We start from the raw sequence: 13,422 nt of genomic DNA on the forward strand, positions 1-13,422 counted from the left end.
TCTGGAGAAGAATGATGCGCCCCCACCAGTTTCCTGTCGCCGCCGGGCATATTCCTCCCGGAGCGATCGGCCATAATCGCGGCGTGGTCCGCCAAAACTATGCCTTCATGCCGCCCGAGGGCGTGCTGGTCAGCCGCCTGCCGCAATTCGAGCGCACCATCGGCCGCATCCTGACCGCCCCCGTGATGGGCGCGCGCTTCGCGCAATATGTGCTGGAGATCGAGCCCGGCGGCGGCACGCGCCAGCCCTTCCGCGAGGACGGTATCCAGCATTTCTACTATGTCCTGTCCGGGCAGGTGCAGTTTGCGGTCGATAGCGACCCCGCCCAGGCCTTGACCTCAGGCGGCTTCGCCTATGTCCCGGCCGGAGTTGCCTTCTCCTTGCGCAATGAGGGGCCTGAGCCGGCACGCGTGCTGGCCTTGCGCAAGCGCTATGAAGCGATCGACCTGTCGGCGCCGGAGCCGATCGTCTCGCATCGCGACGCCGTGCCGGTTACCAATCACACCGGGCTGGAGGGGCGCGGCTTCCAGTTCCTGCTGCCCTATGGCGACATGCGCTTCGACTTCGAGATGAACCTGATGTGGTTCAAGCCGGGCACATGTTTCCCCGATGTCGAAACCCATGTGATGGAGCACGGGCTCTATATGCTGGAGGGGCAGGGGCTCTATTTCCTCGGCACGGAGTGGCACGAGATCTGGGCGCAGGATTTCATCTGGATGGGCGGCTACTGCCCGCAGCAATTCTACCCGGCTGGCTTCGGCGACGCCTGCTATCTGCTCTACAAGAACGTCAATCGCGACGTCGCGTTATGACCGGTTCCGCCCTGGCGTAACGACCGCTCGGGCGGATGAACTTTTCGGGAGATGGCTGCTCGCTCGATCAGGGTGGGATATCCTGAGCCGCGGAGGATCGGACTGACTTGCCGAGCGGGGCGAGATCTGCCGAACGGGGCAAGATCAGCGGAGTTGATGCGATGTCCAGCAAGGCGTCCGGACAATTGGCGACAACCGGCAAAACGCCCCTGCTGGCGGGCGGCAACCCTCAGATTGTGAAGGGCGAGGGCGACGCTCCCGTCCAGGCCTATATCGCGGCCATGCCGGGTTGGAAGCGCGATATCGGACACCGCCTCGACGCGCTTATCGCTCGTACCGTCCCCGATCTGCGCAAGGCAGTGAAATGGAACTCGCCGCTATACGGCGTCGAGGGGCAGGGCTGGTTCCTCGGGGTCCATTGCTTCACGAAATACGTCAAAGTGGCTTTCTTCCGTGGGGCGGCGCTGCATCCTGTTCCGCCTGGAGCGTCCAAGAGCCAGGACACGCGCTATCTCGACATCCGGGAGGGCGACCAGCTCGATGAGGCTCAGCTCATCGACTGGGTGCAGCAGGCCAGCCGATTGCCCGGCGAGCGCATGTGAACGACCAGAGCGTTCTCGAGCGAAGTGGACCCCGGTTCCCTCGCGACAAACGCGAAGCGTTTGCGCGGAGAAAACGCGCTAAAACAAAGAGCTGGAGCGGCTGAACGATCCGATCGGATCGGAACCCGTCCTTGTGCCGGCTGACGTGTCGGGAACCGCCCCAGAGCCGGATGATGTCAGATGGCATCACAGAGTGATCCCATCTGAAATCTGAATCCGTCTCTCATCAAAGAGTTAGAGCGGGTTTTGGCCCATCGTCGGAGACAAGGCCGGCCTCGGCTTTCCGCCTTTCTCCGGACCTGTTTTGGTCCAAGCGTCGGCAAGCTTTCGAACTGGACCAAAACGCAATCACAGGGTTTGCGATTCTGTCGGAAACTTGGCACAAATTCGACTGACACTGGCGAGACCCATGCGGGGCCTGAGTCCTTAGGCCTCGCATTTTCATGAGTCAGGCGTCCAAGAACGTTAAGGGGAGCGCAAAGCCTCTCCGCGGGTCGAGAAGCTCAAGGTCAGGAAACCAATGTCAGCTCTGCTTACAATCATAGTCTTAAGTGCGCTGTCGATCGCATATGGCGTCTGGGCCTATGGCGACGTGATGAAGCGCGATGCCGGCAACCAGCGCATGCAGGAGATTTCCGCTGCGGTCGCCGAGGGCGCGCAGGCCTATCTCAAGCGCCAATACATGACCATCGCGATCGTCGGCGTCGTGCTCTTCGCGGTGCTGGCCTATCTGCTCGGACAATGGGTCGCGATCGGCTTCCTGATCGGCGCGGTGCTTTCGGGCCTCGCCGGCTTCATCGGCATGAACGTCTCTGTCCGGGCCAATGTCCGCACGGCGCAGGCGGCGATGCAGTCGCTGGGCGACGGCCTCGACGTCGCCTTCAAGGCGGGCGCTGTCACCGGCATGCTTGTGGCGGGCCTCGCGCTGCTCGGCGTGGCGGTCTATTACGGCGTCCTGACCTCGTTCCTCGGCTTCACCCCATCGAGCCGCACCGTCATCGACTCGCTCGTCGCGCTCGGTTTCGGCGCCTCGCTGATCTCGATCTTCGCCCGTCTCGGCGGCGGCATCTTCACCAAGGGCGCCGATGTCGGCGCCGACCTCGTCGGCAAGGTCGAGGCCGGAATCCCCGAGGACGACCCGCGCAACCCCGCCACCATTGCCGACAATGTCGGCGACAATGTCGGCGACTGCGCCGGCATGGCGGCCGACTTGTTCGAGACCTATGCGGTGACGCTGGTCGCGACCATGGTTCTCGCCGCGATCTTCTTCGCGGGACAGGCGACGCTGGGCACCATGATGCTCTACCCGATGGCGATCGGCGCATCCTGCATCGTCACCTCGATCATCGGCACCTTCTTCGTCAAGCTCGGCGCCAACCAGTCGATCATGGGCGCGCTCTACAAGGGCTTCATCGCAGCCGGCGTGCTCTCGATCGGCGCGATCGCGGCGGTCAACTACCTGATGTTCGGCGGCTTCTCGGCCTCGTTCACCACGGTGCAGGGCGTCACCTTCACTTCGGGCGGCCTCTTCGGTTGCGCGCTGGTCGGCCTGGCGGTGACGCTGCTCATCGTCGTCATCACCGAATACTACACCGGCACCGGCAAGCGCCCGGTCGTCTCGATTGCGCAGGCCTCGGTGACCGGCCACGGCACCAACGTCATCCAGGGCCTCGCGGTCTCCTTGGAATCGACCGCGCTGCCGACCATCGTGATCATCGCCGGCATCATCGTTTCCTATGGCTTGGCCGGCTTGTTCGGCATCGCCATCGCCACCACGGCCATGCTGGCGCTGGCTGGCGTGGTCGTGGCGCTCGACGCCTTCGGCCCGGTCACCGACAATGCCGGCGGTATCGCCGAAATGGCGGGCCTGCCCAAGGAGGTGCGCCACTCCACCGACGCCCTCGACGCTGTCGGCAACACCACCAAGGCGATCACCAAGGGCTATGCGATCGGCTCCGCCGGCCTCGGCGCCCTGGTGCTGTTTGCCGCTTACACCTCCGACCTCAACTTCTTCATCGGCGAGGCCAACAAGGCGGGCTCGACGACGTTCCAGTACTTCAAGGGCGTCACCGTCGATTTCTCGCTGTCGAACCCCTATGTCGTCGTCGGCCTGCTGCTCGGCGGCCTGATCCCCTTCCTCTTTGCCGGCATGGGCATGACCGCGGTCGGCCGCGCCGCCGGCTCGGTGGTGGAGGAGGTCAGGCGTCAGTTCAAGGAGAAGCCCGGCATCATGGACGGCACCGAGCGGCCCGATTATGCGCGCGCCGTCGACCTGCTGACCAAGGCTGCGATCAAGGAGATGATCGTGCCCTCGCTACTGCCTGTGCTCGCGCCGATCGTGACCTTCTTCGCGATCAACGCCATCGCCGGAAAGAACCAGGCCTTCGCCTCCGTCGGCGCGATGCTGATGGGCGTCATCGTCACCGGTATTTTCGTCGCCATCTCGATGACCTCGGGCGGCGGCGCCTGGGACAACGCCAAGAAGTCCTTCGAGGACGGTTTTGTCGACAAGGACGGCGTGCGCCACATGAAGGGCTCCGAGGCGCACAAGGCCTCAGTGACCGGCGACACCGTCGGCGACCCCTACAAGGACACGGCGGGCCCCGCCGTGAACCCGGCGATCAAGATCACCAACATCATCGCATTGCTGCTGCTGGCGATCCTGGCGCATTCCTGAGCGGTTGCGCATTGCGCAACGAAATGGACCCCGCGGAGCGATCCGCGGGGTTTTTCATTGTTTGACCGGGCTCAGGCGGGAGGCGGCTTGCACGAAACCGGAGGCAATAATAGATATGGGTTCGGGCAAACGTCGGAGGATCTCATGGCCGTCAGTGCGGAACTGGGACACCGCCTTGAAGGCATCGTCGAGACGCTCGTCGCCTCGGGGCGGTACAATTCGAAGAGCGAAGTGCTGCGGGAAGGTGTCCGCCTCGTCGAGGAGCGTGAGAAACGCCTGATGGCACTCGATCAGGCGCTTGAGGCCGGCTTGGTCGAGGCGGATGCCGGCCATCTGATCGCGGGCGGCGATGTCTTTGCCGAGTTGCGCGCCCGCTACGACGGCGAGAGCGGCAAACCGGAGTGAAGCTTGGTTCACGCCGACGGCGCGCCGGGACCTTCAGGAGATCGGCGACGACATTGCTCGCGACAGTCGGCGATGGATGTTGCGCTTTGTGACAGCGCTTGAGCAATTTTGCGCAAGGCTGGTGTCGCAACCCGAGCGGTATCCAATTCTGCCACGCCATGCCGCCCGCAATGTTCGGCGTGCGCCTCATCGGGATTATCTGATCTTCTATCGGATTGGAGAGACAAACCTCGAAATCCTGCGCGTGCTCCATGCGGCGCGCGACGTCGACGTGATCGCCGAGAGTCTGTAGGGGGCGTCCGCGGACAAAAATATTCGCGCTATATCAAAGGCTTGGATTCGTGTGCTGAATCGAATTCTCGCCTACCTGAATCAATCGGTGAAGCTACGGTCCTAACCGTAGCGTTCCTGCAAGTTCCGGGATGCCGGCTGTGACATGGTCCCTCCAACCAAGGAGAGAGCCATGACGCCGCAAGCCCTGACCACCCCTGCTGCCGAGGCGAACCGCGCCACCGAGCTCGTCTTGCTGCTGGTTCTCGCCACGCTCTGGGGCGGCTCCTACAGCTTCATCAAGATCGGCGTGGAGACGATCCCGCCCTTGACCCTGATCGCGGCGCGCACGCTGATTGCCGGTGCGATCCTGCTCGCCATCATCCGCTGGCGGGGTGTGAAGCTACCGCGCGATGTCGCGAGTTGGCGGCGCTTCCTGGTGCAGGCCTGCCTCAACAGCGTCGTGCCCTTCACGCTGATCGCCTGGGCCGAGCGCAGCGTCGATGCCGGCCTCGCCTCGATCCTGAACGGAACCACGCCCGTCTTCGTTTTCCTGATCGGGCTGGTGCTCGCGCCGGGCAAGCGTCCGGACACGCGCAAGGCGCTGGGCGTTCTGGCAGGCGTGGCCGGGATCAGCCTGATCGTCGGCGTCCAGGCCTTTGCCGGTTTGGGCAGCGCCGTCGTGCCGCAACTGGCGATCGTGCTGGCGACCATGTGTTACGCCTGCGCCGCGCTGTTTGGCCGGAATTTCGGCGGCATGGATCCGCTCCTGCCGGCCGCCGGCTCCATGTTGATGGGCGCTGCCGTGCTACTGCCATTCGCACTTGTCATCGACCGGCCCTGGACGCTGGCGCCCTCCCACGAGTCGCTCATGGCGCTGCTTGCGCTTGCGGTGTTCTCGACGGCGCTCGCTTTCGCGATCTATTTCCGCCTGATCCGGACGCTCGGCGCGGTCGGGACCACGGCCGTGTCCTATCTGCGCGTGCCGATCGGGGTTGCCATCGGCATCCTGTTCCTCGGCGAGAGCTTGAGCCCGACAGTCTGGGCGGGGCTCGCTCTGGTCGTGCTCGGGGTCGCCGCGATGACGCTGCCCGAGCGAAAGCCGGCGGTTCGCGCCTGAATGAGGCAAATGCGCCTCAAAGAAAGACCTGCGCCCTAAAGAAAAACCCGCGGCGACGGCCGCGGGTTTTGTGTTTCGTCAGACCGTTTGGACTGTCACGCACCGAATGGCGCGAATTTGGTGACGCCCTTGAAGAGGTTGCGCAGGAAGCTCTGCTCCTCGCCGCCGGTCGGGGTGGTGCGGCTGATGAAGTCGAAGGGCACGCCGTCCTGCAGGCCGTAATTGGCGATACGCTCGACCTTGAAGGCCTTGTTGAAATAGATCACCAGCACCTTCTGGTCGACCACGCTCAGATCCTGGAACTGGAAGCGCCGGCGCACCGTCTGGCTGATGTAGTAGAAGGTCCGGTTGCCGACCGTGGAGGTGGTCGATGGCGTGCCGAGCGCCGTCAGCACGGCCTGTACGTCCATGCCCGGTTTGATCTGGGCGATGAGGGCGTCATCCATGACGAAGCCGCGCGTATATTCCTCATTGAGGCCCGCAGAGGTCGGGAGCATGAAGCCGCCGGCGTCCGGGCCGCAGCCCGCCAATGCCAGGGACGATGTCGCAAGGATGCCGAGCAGGGCCGCGCGGCGATTGGTGAGGGTCATTGGGACTCAAATCCAGGCCGTGGCGTCAAGGGCGAAAGCCCAAGCCGCTTGTCAAATGGGTAAGGCTTGGCGTAACGCCCGAGCATGGCTTTGGCAAGGCAAGGACCCGCTTGGGACCTTCGCAAGGAGATGGCTGCGTAATGTTCGGCCTATTCGGCAAGCGTGAAGCCCGGCTCGCACCGGTGAACGCCTTGTTCGCGCGCGTCGCCGAGGCGTCGCGGCGGCCGGCCTTCTATATCGAAGGCGGCATTCCCGACACTTTCGAGGGGCGCTTCGAATCGCTGACGCTGCACACCTTCCTGGTGCTGCGCCGCCTGCGTGAATTGCCGGCGCCGGCCGCCGATCTGGCGCAGGATTTCGTCGATGCCTGCTTTGCCTATCTCGAACTCGGATTCCGCAATGGCGGCATCAGCGACATCGCGGTGCCCAAGCGGATGAAGAAGATCGCCCAGAGTTTCTTCGGCCGGATCAAGGCCTATGAAGCAGCCCTGGTCTCGGCGGAGCCGGAGGCGCTGACCGAAGCGCTGCGCCGCAATGCGAGCCAGGGCGAGGGCGCCGCGATCCTGGCGGATTATATGAGACAGGCGCAGGTGCGGCTCTCGAGCCGCGCGCTCGATGCGATCCTGAGCGAGCCCGAGCTGTTTCCGGCCCTGGCGCAGTTGGAGCAAAGCCATGTCGCCTGATCCGCAAAAGAGCTTGCCCCTGAGCCAACCCATTCGCGTCGAGGGCATCAAGCTGCGCCCCGGCGACGTCACGGTCTCCGCTCCAGCCGATGCCTTGCCGCGCATCGCCGCCGCGCTCGATCTGGCCTCGCTGGAGGCATTGGAGGCGCGCTACACGCTTTCGCGCAATGGCGAGAAGGTCAAACTCGAGGGCACGATCCAGGCGAAGGCGCACCAGATCTGCGTGGTCACGCTCGAGTCCTTCCCGGTCGCGATCACGGTTCCGGTGAAGCTCGATTTCGCGCCGGAGGAAGAGGCGCGGGCGGCTGCAAGGCGCGGCGATGCCGGCGATGAAGACAAGATCGACATCGAGGTCAGGCTGAACGAGGCCGATCCGCCGGAGCCCATCCTCGACGGCGTCATCGATCTGGGCGCGGTCACGCTGGAATTCCTGGCGCTGGCACTCGATCCCTATCCGCGCAAGCCCGGCGTGAGCTTCGACGCGGCGCCAGCCGGTCCCCGCCTCGAATCGCCTTTTGCGGTGCTGGCCAAGCTGAAACGCGAACAATGAGGCGGGCAGGAGCCTTCGCGGCGGCTTGCAGCGGCGGCTCAAGTCGCTATTGTCCGGCCCGCAACGCGCTGCCTCCAGAAGAAGGGCGGCCGCTCCCAGGATCCACCATCACCTCATGACACGTCCGGTTACAATCGCGCTCGATGCGATGGGCGGAGACCACGGCCCATCCGTGGTCATTCCCGGCGCTGCCTTGACGCTGGAGCGGCGTCCCGATGCGCGTTTCGTGATCTTCGGCGACCAGGCGCAGGTCATGCCCTTGCTCGACGCGCATCCCAGGCTCAAGGCGGTCACCACCTTCCACCACACGGATGTGTCGGTGAAGATGGACGACAAGCCGAGTCAGGCGCTGCGCTATGGTCGCTACAAATCCTCGATGTGGCGTGCCATCGACGCGACCAAGATCGGCGAGGCCGATGTCACGATCTCGGCCGGCAACACCGGCGCGCTGATGGCGATGTCGAAATTCTGCCTGAAGTCGATGCCGCAGGTCGACCGCCCGGCGATCGCATGCCTGTGGCCGACTGTGCGCGGTGAGAGCATCGTGCTCGATGTCGGCGCCACGATCGGCGCCGATGCCCGCCACCTCGTCGATCTCGCGGTGATGGGCGCTGCCATGGCCCGCGTCGTCTTCGATATCGACCGCCCGACGGTCGGCCTGCTCAATGTCGGCGTCGAGGAGATCAAGGGCGTCGAGGCGGTGAAGGAAGCCGGCCGCATCCTGCGCGAGAGCAACCTGCCGCATCTGGCCTATCATGGCTTCGTCGAGGGCGACGATCTCGGCAAAGGCACGGTCGACGTCGTGGTCACCGAGGGCTTCACCGGCAATATCGCGCTGAAGACGGCCGAGGGCACTGCGCGCCAGATCAGCTCCTATCTGCGCGCGGCGATGAGCCATTCGCTGATGGCCAAGATCGGCTATCTCTTCGCGCGCAGCGCCTTTGCCGCGCTCAGGGACAAGATGGATCCGCGCAAGGTCAATGGCGGCGTCTTCCTCGGGCTCGAAGGCATCGTCATCAAGAGCCATGGCGGCACCGACGCCATCGGCTTCGCCAGCGCGGCCGAATTGGGCTATGAAATGGCTCGCGAGAACCTGATGGCGAAGGTCCGCGAGATGGTGGCCGCGACTGCGCGGCCGGAGGCGGCGGCGCAGCAGGCCGCCACCGCCGAATAGGGAACAGCTTTCTTGTCCATTCTGCGCTCCATTCTGTGCGGCTGCGGCTCCTATCTGCCACAACGCATCGTCACCAACGCCGAGCTGGCACAGCGCGTCGACACGACCGATGAGTGGATCGTGCAGCGCACCGGCATCCGCCAGCGCCATGTCGCGGCCGATGACGAGGCGACCTCGGCGCTGGCCCTGAAGGCGGCGCAGGCTGCACTCGCTGACGCCGGCATGGACGCCTCCGAGATCGACCTGATCATCGTCGCGACCGCGACGCCCGATCACACCTTTCCCGCGACCGCGACGCAGGTCCAGGCCGCGCTCGGCATCAATGGCGGCGTCGCCTTCGATCTCCAGGCCGTCTGCTCGGGCTTCGTCTTCGCGCTCGCGACGGCCGACAAGTTCCTGTCCACGGGCGCCGCCAAGGCCGCACTCGTCATCGGCGCGGAGACCTTCTCGCGCATCCTCGACTGGGAGGACCGCACCACTTGCGTCCTCTTCGGCGATGGCGCCGGCGCGGTCGTGCTGAAAGCGGGGCCCGGCGAGGGCACGCTCGCCGATCGCGGCGTGCTGGCGACCCATATCCGCTCGGATGGCCGCTACAAGGACAAGCTCTATGTCGATGGCGGCGCGGGTTCGACCAAGACCGTCGGCTTCCTGCGCATGGAGGGCAAGGAGGTCTTCCGCCACGCCGTCGTCAATCTGGCGGAGACGGTCCGGCACACCTTCGAGGAGACGGGGCTGACTGGCGCCGATATCGACTGGTTCGTGCCGCATCAGGCCAATCGTCGCATCATCGACGCCACCGCCCACAAGCTCGGCATCGACCATGAGCGCGTCGTCGTCACCGTTGACCGGCATGGCAACACCTCGGCGGCCTCGATTCCGCTGGCGCTTGCCGAAGCGCATCACGATGGCCGCATCAAGCGCGGACAGCTCGTCCTGATCGAGGCCATGGGCGGCGGTTTCACCTGGGGGTCAGCCTTGATCCGGTGGTGAAGCACGACGCGGGAAATCCGTCAGATTATGACGGATTTACTTGGTTTTTCTAACGAATTTCCAAAATTTGGGTGAGTTGGCGGGTGTTCTAGGATTGACCGGCGCAGCCGGGACGCCTAGCGTCCGCCATCCATATTGGCGAAGGGCAGGCGGCATGCCCGCTGGCCGACATAACGCCTTGGAGGATATGAATGGCGGGGCAAACGGTTACTCGCGCCGATCTGTGCGAGGCTGTCTATCAGAAGATCGGTCTGTCGCGGACGGAGTCGTCGAAGCTCGTCGAGGCGGTGCTGGACGAAATCTGTGACGCGGTCGCGCGCGGCGAGAACGTCAAGTTATCCTCTTTCGGATCCTTCGTCGTGCGAGACAAGGGCGAGCGAATCGGGCGTAATCCGAAGACGGGAGTCGAAGTCCCGATTGAGCCGCGTCGCGTCATGGTGTTCAAGCCTTCGAATGTGATGAAGGCGCGCATCAACGGACAGTTGGGTGAGGGCGAAGACGAGTGAGCCTGGAGTTCCACACCGGCGATGAGGCCGACATGGACACCAAGAGCGTAGATGCCTTCCGGACGATCAGCGAGGTCGCAGAAGACCTCGACATTCCTCAACATGTGCTGCGTTTCTGGGAAACGCGCTTCACGCAGATCAAGCCGCTCAAGCGCGGCGGTGGGCGGCGCTATTATCGTCCCGACGACGTCGCGCTGCTGAAGGGCATTCGCCGCCTGCTTTACGGCGAAGGCTACACCATCAAGGGGCTGCAGCGCATCCTCAAGGAGCAGGGGCCGCGCCATGTCCAGGCGATTGGCCGCGGCGCGCCGGTCGGCCCACCGGGGCCGGAGCGGGCATCTGCGCCAGCGACAGGGATGCAGGGCGATGCCGGGGCGGTTCATGCCATGGCCGCCTATCCGCAGGAGGGCGAGCCGCATCAGGAGTTCGCGCCGCAGCATTCGCGTCCGGTTCCGCCTGAGGGCCTCGACGATCTGACAGTGCTGTCAGCTGTCTTGACCGAGCTCGGCGAGTGCCAGCGCATCCTGCGCAGCGTCCTGGCGCCTCAGCCTGTTCCCGACGGCGCCTGACGCGGCTGGAGCAGTTCCCGATCCCATTGGATCGTTCAACAGCTCCAGCTCGTTGTTCTAACGCGCTGTCTTCACGAGAGCCGGTGTCGACTTCGCTGGAAAACGCTCTGGAGCATCGGCCTGAAAAGTGGGAACCGGTTTTCGGGACAAGCCGATGCAATCAAAATCCTACAGCATCAGGTAACAGGCGGCTCCTCTTTCGGGCGCGGCCTGTCGACTTCGCGGCGGTGTGAGGAAACGCCGCGTCGCTTGTCGGAGCGCCCCGCAGCGCCGGATTTGTGCAACGGGATCAATGTGGCGATGACCGGGCTGGGATAGTGTTCCAGCGTCGAGCCTGTCGCCGCATCGACGCCCATTCCGATGAGCCCGCCGATCACGACGTTGCCGGCAAAACCGGCCACGCCGGCTCCTGCGACGCGTGTCGCAACCGGGATCTGCATGGCCTCATAGCCGGGCTTGCTGAAACTGACGGTGAACTCGGCTTTGCGGCTGACCTCCCAGGTGCATGGTGTCGCCGGGCAGGCATGTCCGAGCGATGTCCGAGCCTCGGCTTCGGACGGTATGCTGTTGACGGTGATCTGGTCTGTCGTGCCGCGTGTTACGGTCGCGCAGCCGCCCAGGGCGCCCGCGATTGCGGCCACCACGAAAATTCGAAGATTCAATATCTTAGCCCCCAGCCAGTAACGCGGGCTGGCCTAACGTCATTGCTGCCGGGCGGCAACCTCTCCGTGTATAGAAGCTGTGTTTATCGCGCATAAGGCCATGTTGCGGCGTCGGCTTGATATTCAGAAGTCGCGCTATAGATCGGTGCCCAGGACGACCTCGGAGAAAGCCTCTCCCATCATCAGGCGTGGACGACCTCGCCCTTCTGCAAAGGAGCGCCGTTGTGGCTTGGCTCTATCTCTTCGTCGCCGGCCTGTTCGAAGTCGGCTGGGCGATTGGTCTCAAATACACGCAAGGCTTCACGCGGCTGGTTCCCAGCGTGCTGACGCTCGCCAGCATGGTGGTGAGCCTGGGCCTGCTCGGACTTGCGCTGAAAAGCCTGCCGCTCGGCACAGCCTATGCGATCTGGACCGGCGTCGGCACGATCGGCACTGCCGTGCTCGGCATCGTCCTCCTGGGCGAGCCGGCGGGCGCGCTGCGCCTCGCCTGCATCGGCCTGATCGTCACGGGCATCGTCGGTCTGAAGCTCGTCTCCTGAGCGGGCGCGGCCCGGGCCGGCGAGCGCACAGGCGTTGATGGCCACATCAGCGCCTGTGGAACGATCAGCGCCTGCGGAAGGCCTCGGGCCAATAGCCGCCACGCTCCAGCGCGACGATCAGCACGATGACGAGGAGCGTTACGGCCAAGGTCACGAGCTTGGCGTTCCAGGGCGTGCCGCGGCCGATCAGCCAGATCAAGGTCATGCCGATCAGGAGAGGGATGATCATGTCCATGGCGGGATCATAGAGCGTGACGACTTGATTTTGAACCACCGCCGTCATTCCGGGGCTTCGCGTTAGCGAAGAGCCCGGAATCCAGAGCCGATGCGGGTTCTCCATAACGCGCTCGCATGGCGAGCCTCAACAATCGAGCGCATCGGTTCTGGGTTCCGGGCTCAGGCCTGCGGCCTGCCCCGGAATGACGGCGTGGTTCCCGCTAAGTTCATCAGGCGTTAGCCCGACTGACAAAGCATGTTCTCCTTCAGCGAATACCGCTTCGGTTGGAACAGTCGCCGTCCAGGCACGTTCCAAGACTGGGGAAGCGCATCGCCGCTAGAGCCGGATGATGTCAGATGGGAATCACGGAGTGATCCCAGCTGACATCTGAATCCGTCTCTCATCTAAGAATTAGAGCAGGATCAATGCGAAAACCGGTTCTCACTTTTCGCATCCTGCTCTAGGCGATGCCGGCCTGTCACAGCAACATCCCGCGACAGGAGAGTTCAATGGGTTTATTTTCCAAGGATATCAAAACGATGGATGATCTTTTCATCCATCAGCTTCAGGATATCTACTATGCTGAAAAGACGAGCTACAAATCCCTGCCAAAGTTGATCGCAAAGGCGACTGATCCGGCACTCAAGCTGAGCCTGGAGACCCATCGCAGGGAAACCGAGGGGCATATTGCGCGGCTGGAGCAGGTCTTCAAGCAGCACGGCGCGGAGGCCAAGGCCATCAACTGTCCCGCCATCGATGGCATCATCGAGGAAGCCAACGAGCTCACCGGCGATGTCCAAAACGGGCCGGTGCTCGACGCCGCGATCATCGCGGCCGCCCAGGCCGTGGAACACTACGAGATCACCCGCTACGGCACGCTGACGGCATGGGCGAAGCAGCTCGGTCGCGTGGATTGCGCGGCTTTGCTGCAGCAGAATCTCGACGAGGAATTCGCTGCCGACGGCAAACTCTCCATGCTCGCCGAAGGGGGCGTGAATCGCAGGGCTGCGGCCTGATCGCGTGCCGATTCCTCAGCTCTTCGGACGCCCGCGACGG

The 13,422-nt window shown here is 64.0% G+C and carries 17 protein-coding genes; 14 read left to right on the top strand and 3 right to left on the bottom strand.

Annotation, left to right across the window (positions count from 1 at the left end):
* Window positions 1-14 precede the first annotated feature (14 nt).
* The 6 genes from allE (at window position 15) to BHK69_RS16970 (ending at window position 5,886) form a co-directional block, all read left to right on the top strand.
* Entirely contained in the window at window positions 15-812 is a 798-nt protein-coding gene (allE, locus tag BHK69_RS16945; protein ID WP_069693733.1) for a (S)-ureidoglycine aminohydrolase, read from the top strand.
* A 161-nt stretch (window positions 813-973) separates the two neighbouring features.
* A complete protein-coding gene (locus BHK69_RS16950; RefSeq protein ID WP_069691123.1) occupies window positions 974-1,414 on the top strand; it encodes a DUF1801 domain-containing protein in 441 nt (146 codons plus the stop codon).
* Window positions 1,415-1,934: 520 nt separating this feature from the next.
* Entirely contained in the window at window positions 1,935-4,091 is a 2,157-nt protein-coding gene (locus tag BHK69_RS16955) for a sodium-translocating pyrophosphatase (RefSeq protein ID WP_069691124.1), read from the top strand.
* 144 nt (window positions 4,092-4,235) lie between these two features.
* Window positions 4,236-4,496 carry a type II toxin-antitoxin system ParD family antitoxin gene (locus BHK69_RS16960; RefSeq protein ID WP_069691125.1) on the top strand — a complete coding sequence of 87 codons (261 nt, stop codon included), beginning with the start codon at window positions 4,236-4,238 and terminating at the stop codon, window positions 4,494-4,496.
* Window positions 4,441-4,788 (top strand): type II toxin-antitoxin system RelE/ParE family toxin, encoded by a 348-nt coding sequence (locus BHK69_RS33600; protein ID WP_083269497.1) that lies wholly within the window; start codon window positions 4,441-4,443, stop codon window positions 4,786-4,788. The genes BHK69_RS16960 and BHK69_RS33600 overlap by 56 nt, the downstream gene beginning before the upstream one ends.
* A 171-nt stretch (window positions 4,789-4,959) precedes the next feature.
* Window positions 4,960-5,886, top strand: coding sequence for a DMT family transporter (locus BHK69_RS16970; RefSeq protein WP_069691126.1), 927 nt, complete (start codon window positions 4,960-4,962; stop codon window positions 5,884-5,886).
* A gap of 95 nt (window positions 5,887-5,981) precedes the next feature.
* Here BHK69_RS16970 and BHK69_RS16975 read toward each other — a convergent pair whose 3' ends face one another.
* Window positions 5,982-6,476 carry an outer membrane protein assembly factor BamE gene (locus tag BHK69_RS16975; protein WP_069691127.1) on the bottom strand — a complete coding sequence of 165 codons (495 nt, stop codon included), beginning with the start codon at window positions 6,474-6,476 and terminating at the stop codon, window positions 5,982-5,984.
* Between the two features lie 140 nt (window positions 6,477-6,616).
* Here BHK69_RS16975 and BHK69_RS16980 point away from each other — a divergent pair, with 140 nt between their 5' ends.
* The 6 genes from BHK69_RS16980 (at window position 6,617) to BHK69_RS17005 (ending at window position 10,948) form a co-directional block, all read left to right on the top strand.
* A complete protein-coding gene (locus BHK69_RS16980; RefSeq protein WP_069691128.1) occupies window positions 6,617-7,159 on the top strand; it encodes a ubiquinol-cytochrome C chaperone family protein in 543 nt (180 codons plus the stop codon).
* Window positions 7,149-7,709: a YceD family protein gene (locus BHK69_RS16985; RefSeq protein ID WP_069691129.1), complete on the top strand. Its 561-nt coding sequence runs from the start codon at window positions 7,149-7,151 to the stop codon at window positions 7,707-7,709. Before BHK69_RS16980 ends, BHK69_RS16985 begins: the two co-directional genes overlap by 11 nt.
* A 115-nt stretch (window positions 7,710-7,824) precedes the next feature.
* On the top strand, window positions 7,825-8,883 hold the full coding sequence (gene plsX / locus BHK69_RS16990; protein WP_069691130.1) for a phosphate acyltransferase PlsX: 1,059 nt from the start codon (window positions 7,825-7,827) through the stop codon (window positions 8,881-8,883).
* Window positions 8,884-8,895: 12 nt separating this feature from the next.
* The gene (locus BHK69_RS16995; protein ID WP_069691131.1) at window positions 8,896-9,873 is read left to right on the top strand and encodes a beta-ketoacyl-ACP synthase III; all 978 of its coding nucleotides are present in this window, start codon (window positions 8,896-8,898) and stop codon (window positions 9,871-9,873) included.
* Between the two features lie 191 nt (window positions 9,874-10,064).
* Window positions 10,065-10,379, top strand: coding sequence for an integration host factor subunit alpha (locus tag BHK69_RS17000; protein WP_069691132.1), 315 nt, complete (start codon window positions 10,065-10,067; stop codon window positions 10,377-10,379).
* Between the two features lie 32 nt (window positions 10,380-10,411).
* On the top strand, window positions 10,412-10,948 hold the full coding sequence (locus BHK69_RS17005; RefSeq protein ID WP_069693735.1) for a MerR family transcriptional regulator: 537 nt from the start codon (window positions 10,412-10,414) through the stop codon (window positions 10,946-10,948).
* Window positions 10,949-11,124: 176 nt separating this feature from the next.
* Here the strand turns inward: BHK69_RS17005 and BHK69_RS17010 are convergent, their stop codons facing one another.
* Entirely contained in the window at window positions 11,125-11,589 is a 465-nt protein-coding gene (locus tag BHK69_RS17010; RefSeq protein WP_199578916.1) for a translation initiation factor 2, read from the bottom strand.
* Between the two features lie 245 nt (window positions 11,590-11,834).
* Between BHK69_RS17010 and sugE the strand changes: the two genes are divergently transcribed.
* Complete coding sequence (gene sugE / locus BHK69_RS17015) at window positions 11,835-12,149, top strand: quaternary ammonium compound efflux SMR transporter SugE (RefSeq protein ID WP_069693736.1); 315 nt, start codon at window positions 11,835-11,837, stop codon at window positions 12,147-12,149.
* Window positions 12,150-12,213: 64 nt separating this feature from the next.
* On the opposite strand, the gene BHK69_RS17020 is transcribed toward sugE, so the two are convergent.
* A complete protein-coding gene (locus tag BHK69_RS17020; protein ID WP_148663463.1) occupies window positions 12,214-12,423 on the bottom strand; it encodes a hypothetical protein in 210 nt (69 codons plus the stop codon).
* Between the two features lie 452 nt (window positions 12,424-12,875).
* On the opposite strand from BHK69_RS17020, the gene BHK69_RS17025 reads away from it, so the two are divergent.
* Window positions 12,876-13,382 carry a YciE/YciF ferroxidase family protein gene (locus BHK69_RS17025; RefSeq protein ID WP_069691135.1) on the top strand — a complete coding sequence of 169 codons (507 nt, stop codon included), beginning with the start codon at window positions 12,876-12,878 and terminating at the stop codon, window positions 13,380-13,382.
* The last annotated feature ends 40 nt before the right edge of the window (window positions 13,383-13,422 follow it).

This window comes from Bosea vaviloviae (assembly GCF_001741865.1).
In the GTDB taxonomy this organism is placed as follows: Bacteria; Pseudomonadota; Alphaproteobacteria; order Rhizobiales; family Beijerinckiaceae; genus Allobosea; species Allobosea vaviloviae.

What these genes read in the sequence shown, in the direction of transcription:
- allE (WP_069693733.1), top strand. Translation starts at nt 15, where the DNA reads ATGCGCCCCCACCAGTTTCCTGTCGCCGCCGGGCATATTCCTCCCGGA.
- BHK69_RS16950 (WP_069691123.1), top strand. Translation starts at nt 974, where the DNA reads ATGTCCAGCAAGGCGTCCGGACAATTGGCGACAACCGGCAAAACGCCC.
- BHK69_RS16955 (WP_069691124.1), top strand. Translation starts at nt 1,935, where the DNA reads ATGTCAGCTCTGCTTACAATCATAGTCTTAAGTGCGCTGTCGATCGCA.
- BHK69_RS16960 (WP_069691125.1), top strand. Translation starts at nt 4,236, where the DNA reads ATGGCCGTCAGTGCGGAACTGGGACACCGCCTTGAAGGCATCGTCGAG.
- BHK69_RS33600 (WP_083269497.1), top strand. Translation starts at nt 4,441, where the DNA reads ATGTCTTTGCCGAGTTGCGCGCCCGCTACGACGGCGAGAGCGGCAAAC.
- BHK69_RS16970 (WP_069691126.1), top strand. Translation starts at nt 4,960, where the DNA reads ATGACGCCGCAAGCCCTGACCACCCCTGCTGCCGAGGCGAACCGCGCC.
- BHK69_RS16975 (WP_069691127.1), bottom strand. Translation starts at nt 6,476, where the DNA reads ATGACCCTCACCAATCGCCGCGCGGCCCTGCTCGGCATCCTTGCGACA.
- BHK69_RS16980 (WP_069691128.1), top strand. Translation starts at nt 6,617, where the DNA reads ATGTTCGGCCTATTCGGCAAGCGTGAAGCCCGGCTCGCACCGGTGAAC.
- BHK69_RS16985 (WP_069691129.1), top strand. Translation starts at nt 7,149, where the DNA reads ATGTCGCCTGATCCGCAAAAGAGCTTGCCCCTGAGCCAACCCATTCGC.
- plsX (WP_069691130.1), top strand. Translation starts at nt 7,825, where the DNA reads ATGACACGTCCGGTTACAATCGCGCTCGATGCGATGGGCGGAGACCAC.
- BHK69_RS17000 (WP_069691132.1), top strand. Translation starts at nt 10,065, where the DNA reads ATGGCGGGGCAAACGGTTACTCGCGCCGATCTGTGCGAGGCTGTCTAT.
- BHK69_RS17005 (WP_069693735.1), top strand. Translation starts at nt 10,412, where the DNA reads ATGGACACCAAGAGCGTAGATGCCTTCCGGACGATCAGCGAGGTCGCA.
- BHK69_RS17025 (WP_069691135.1), top strand. Translation starts at nt 12,876, where the DNA reads ATGGGTTTATTTTCCAAGGATATCAAAACGATGGATGATCTTTTCATC.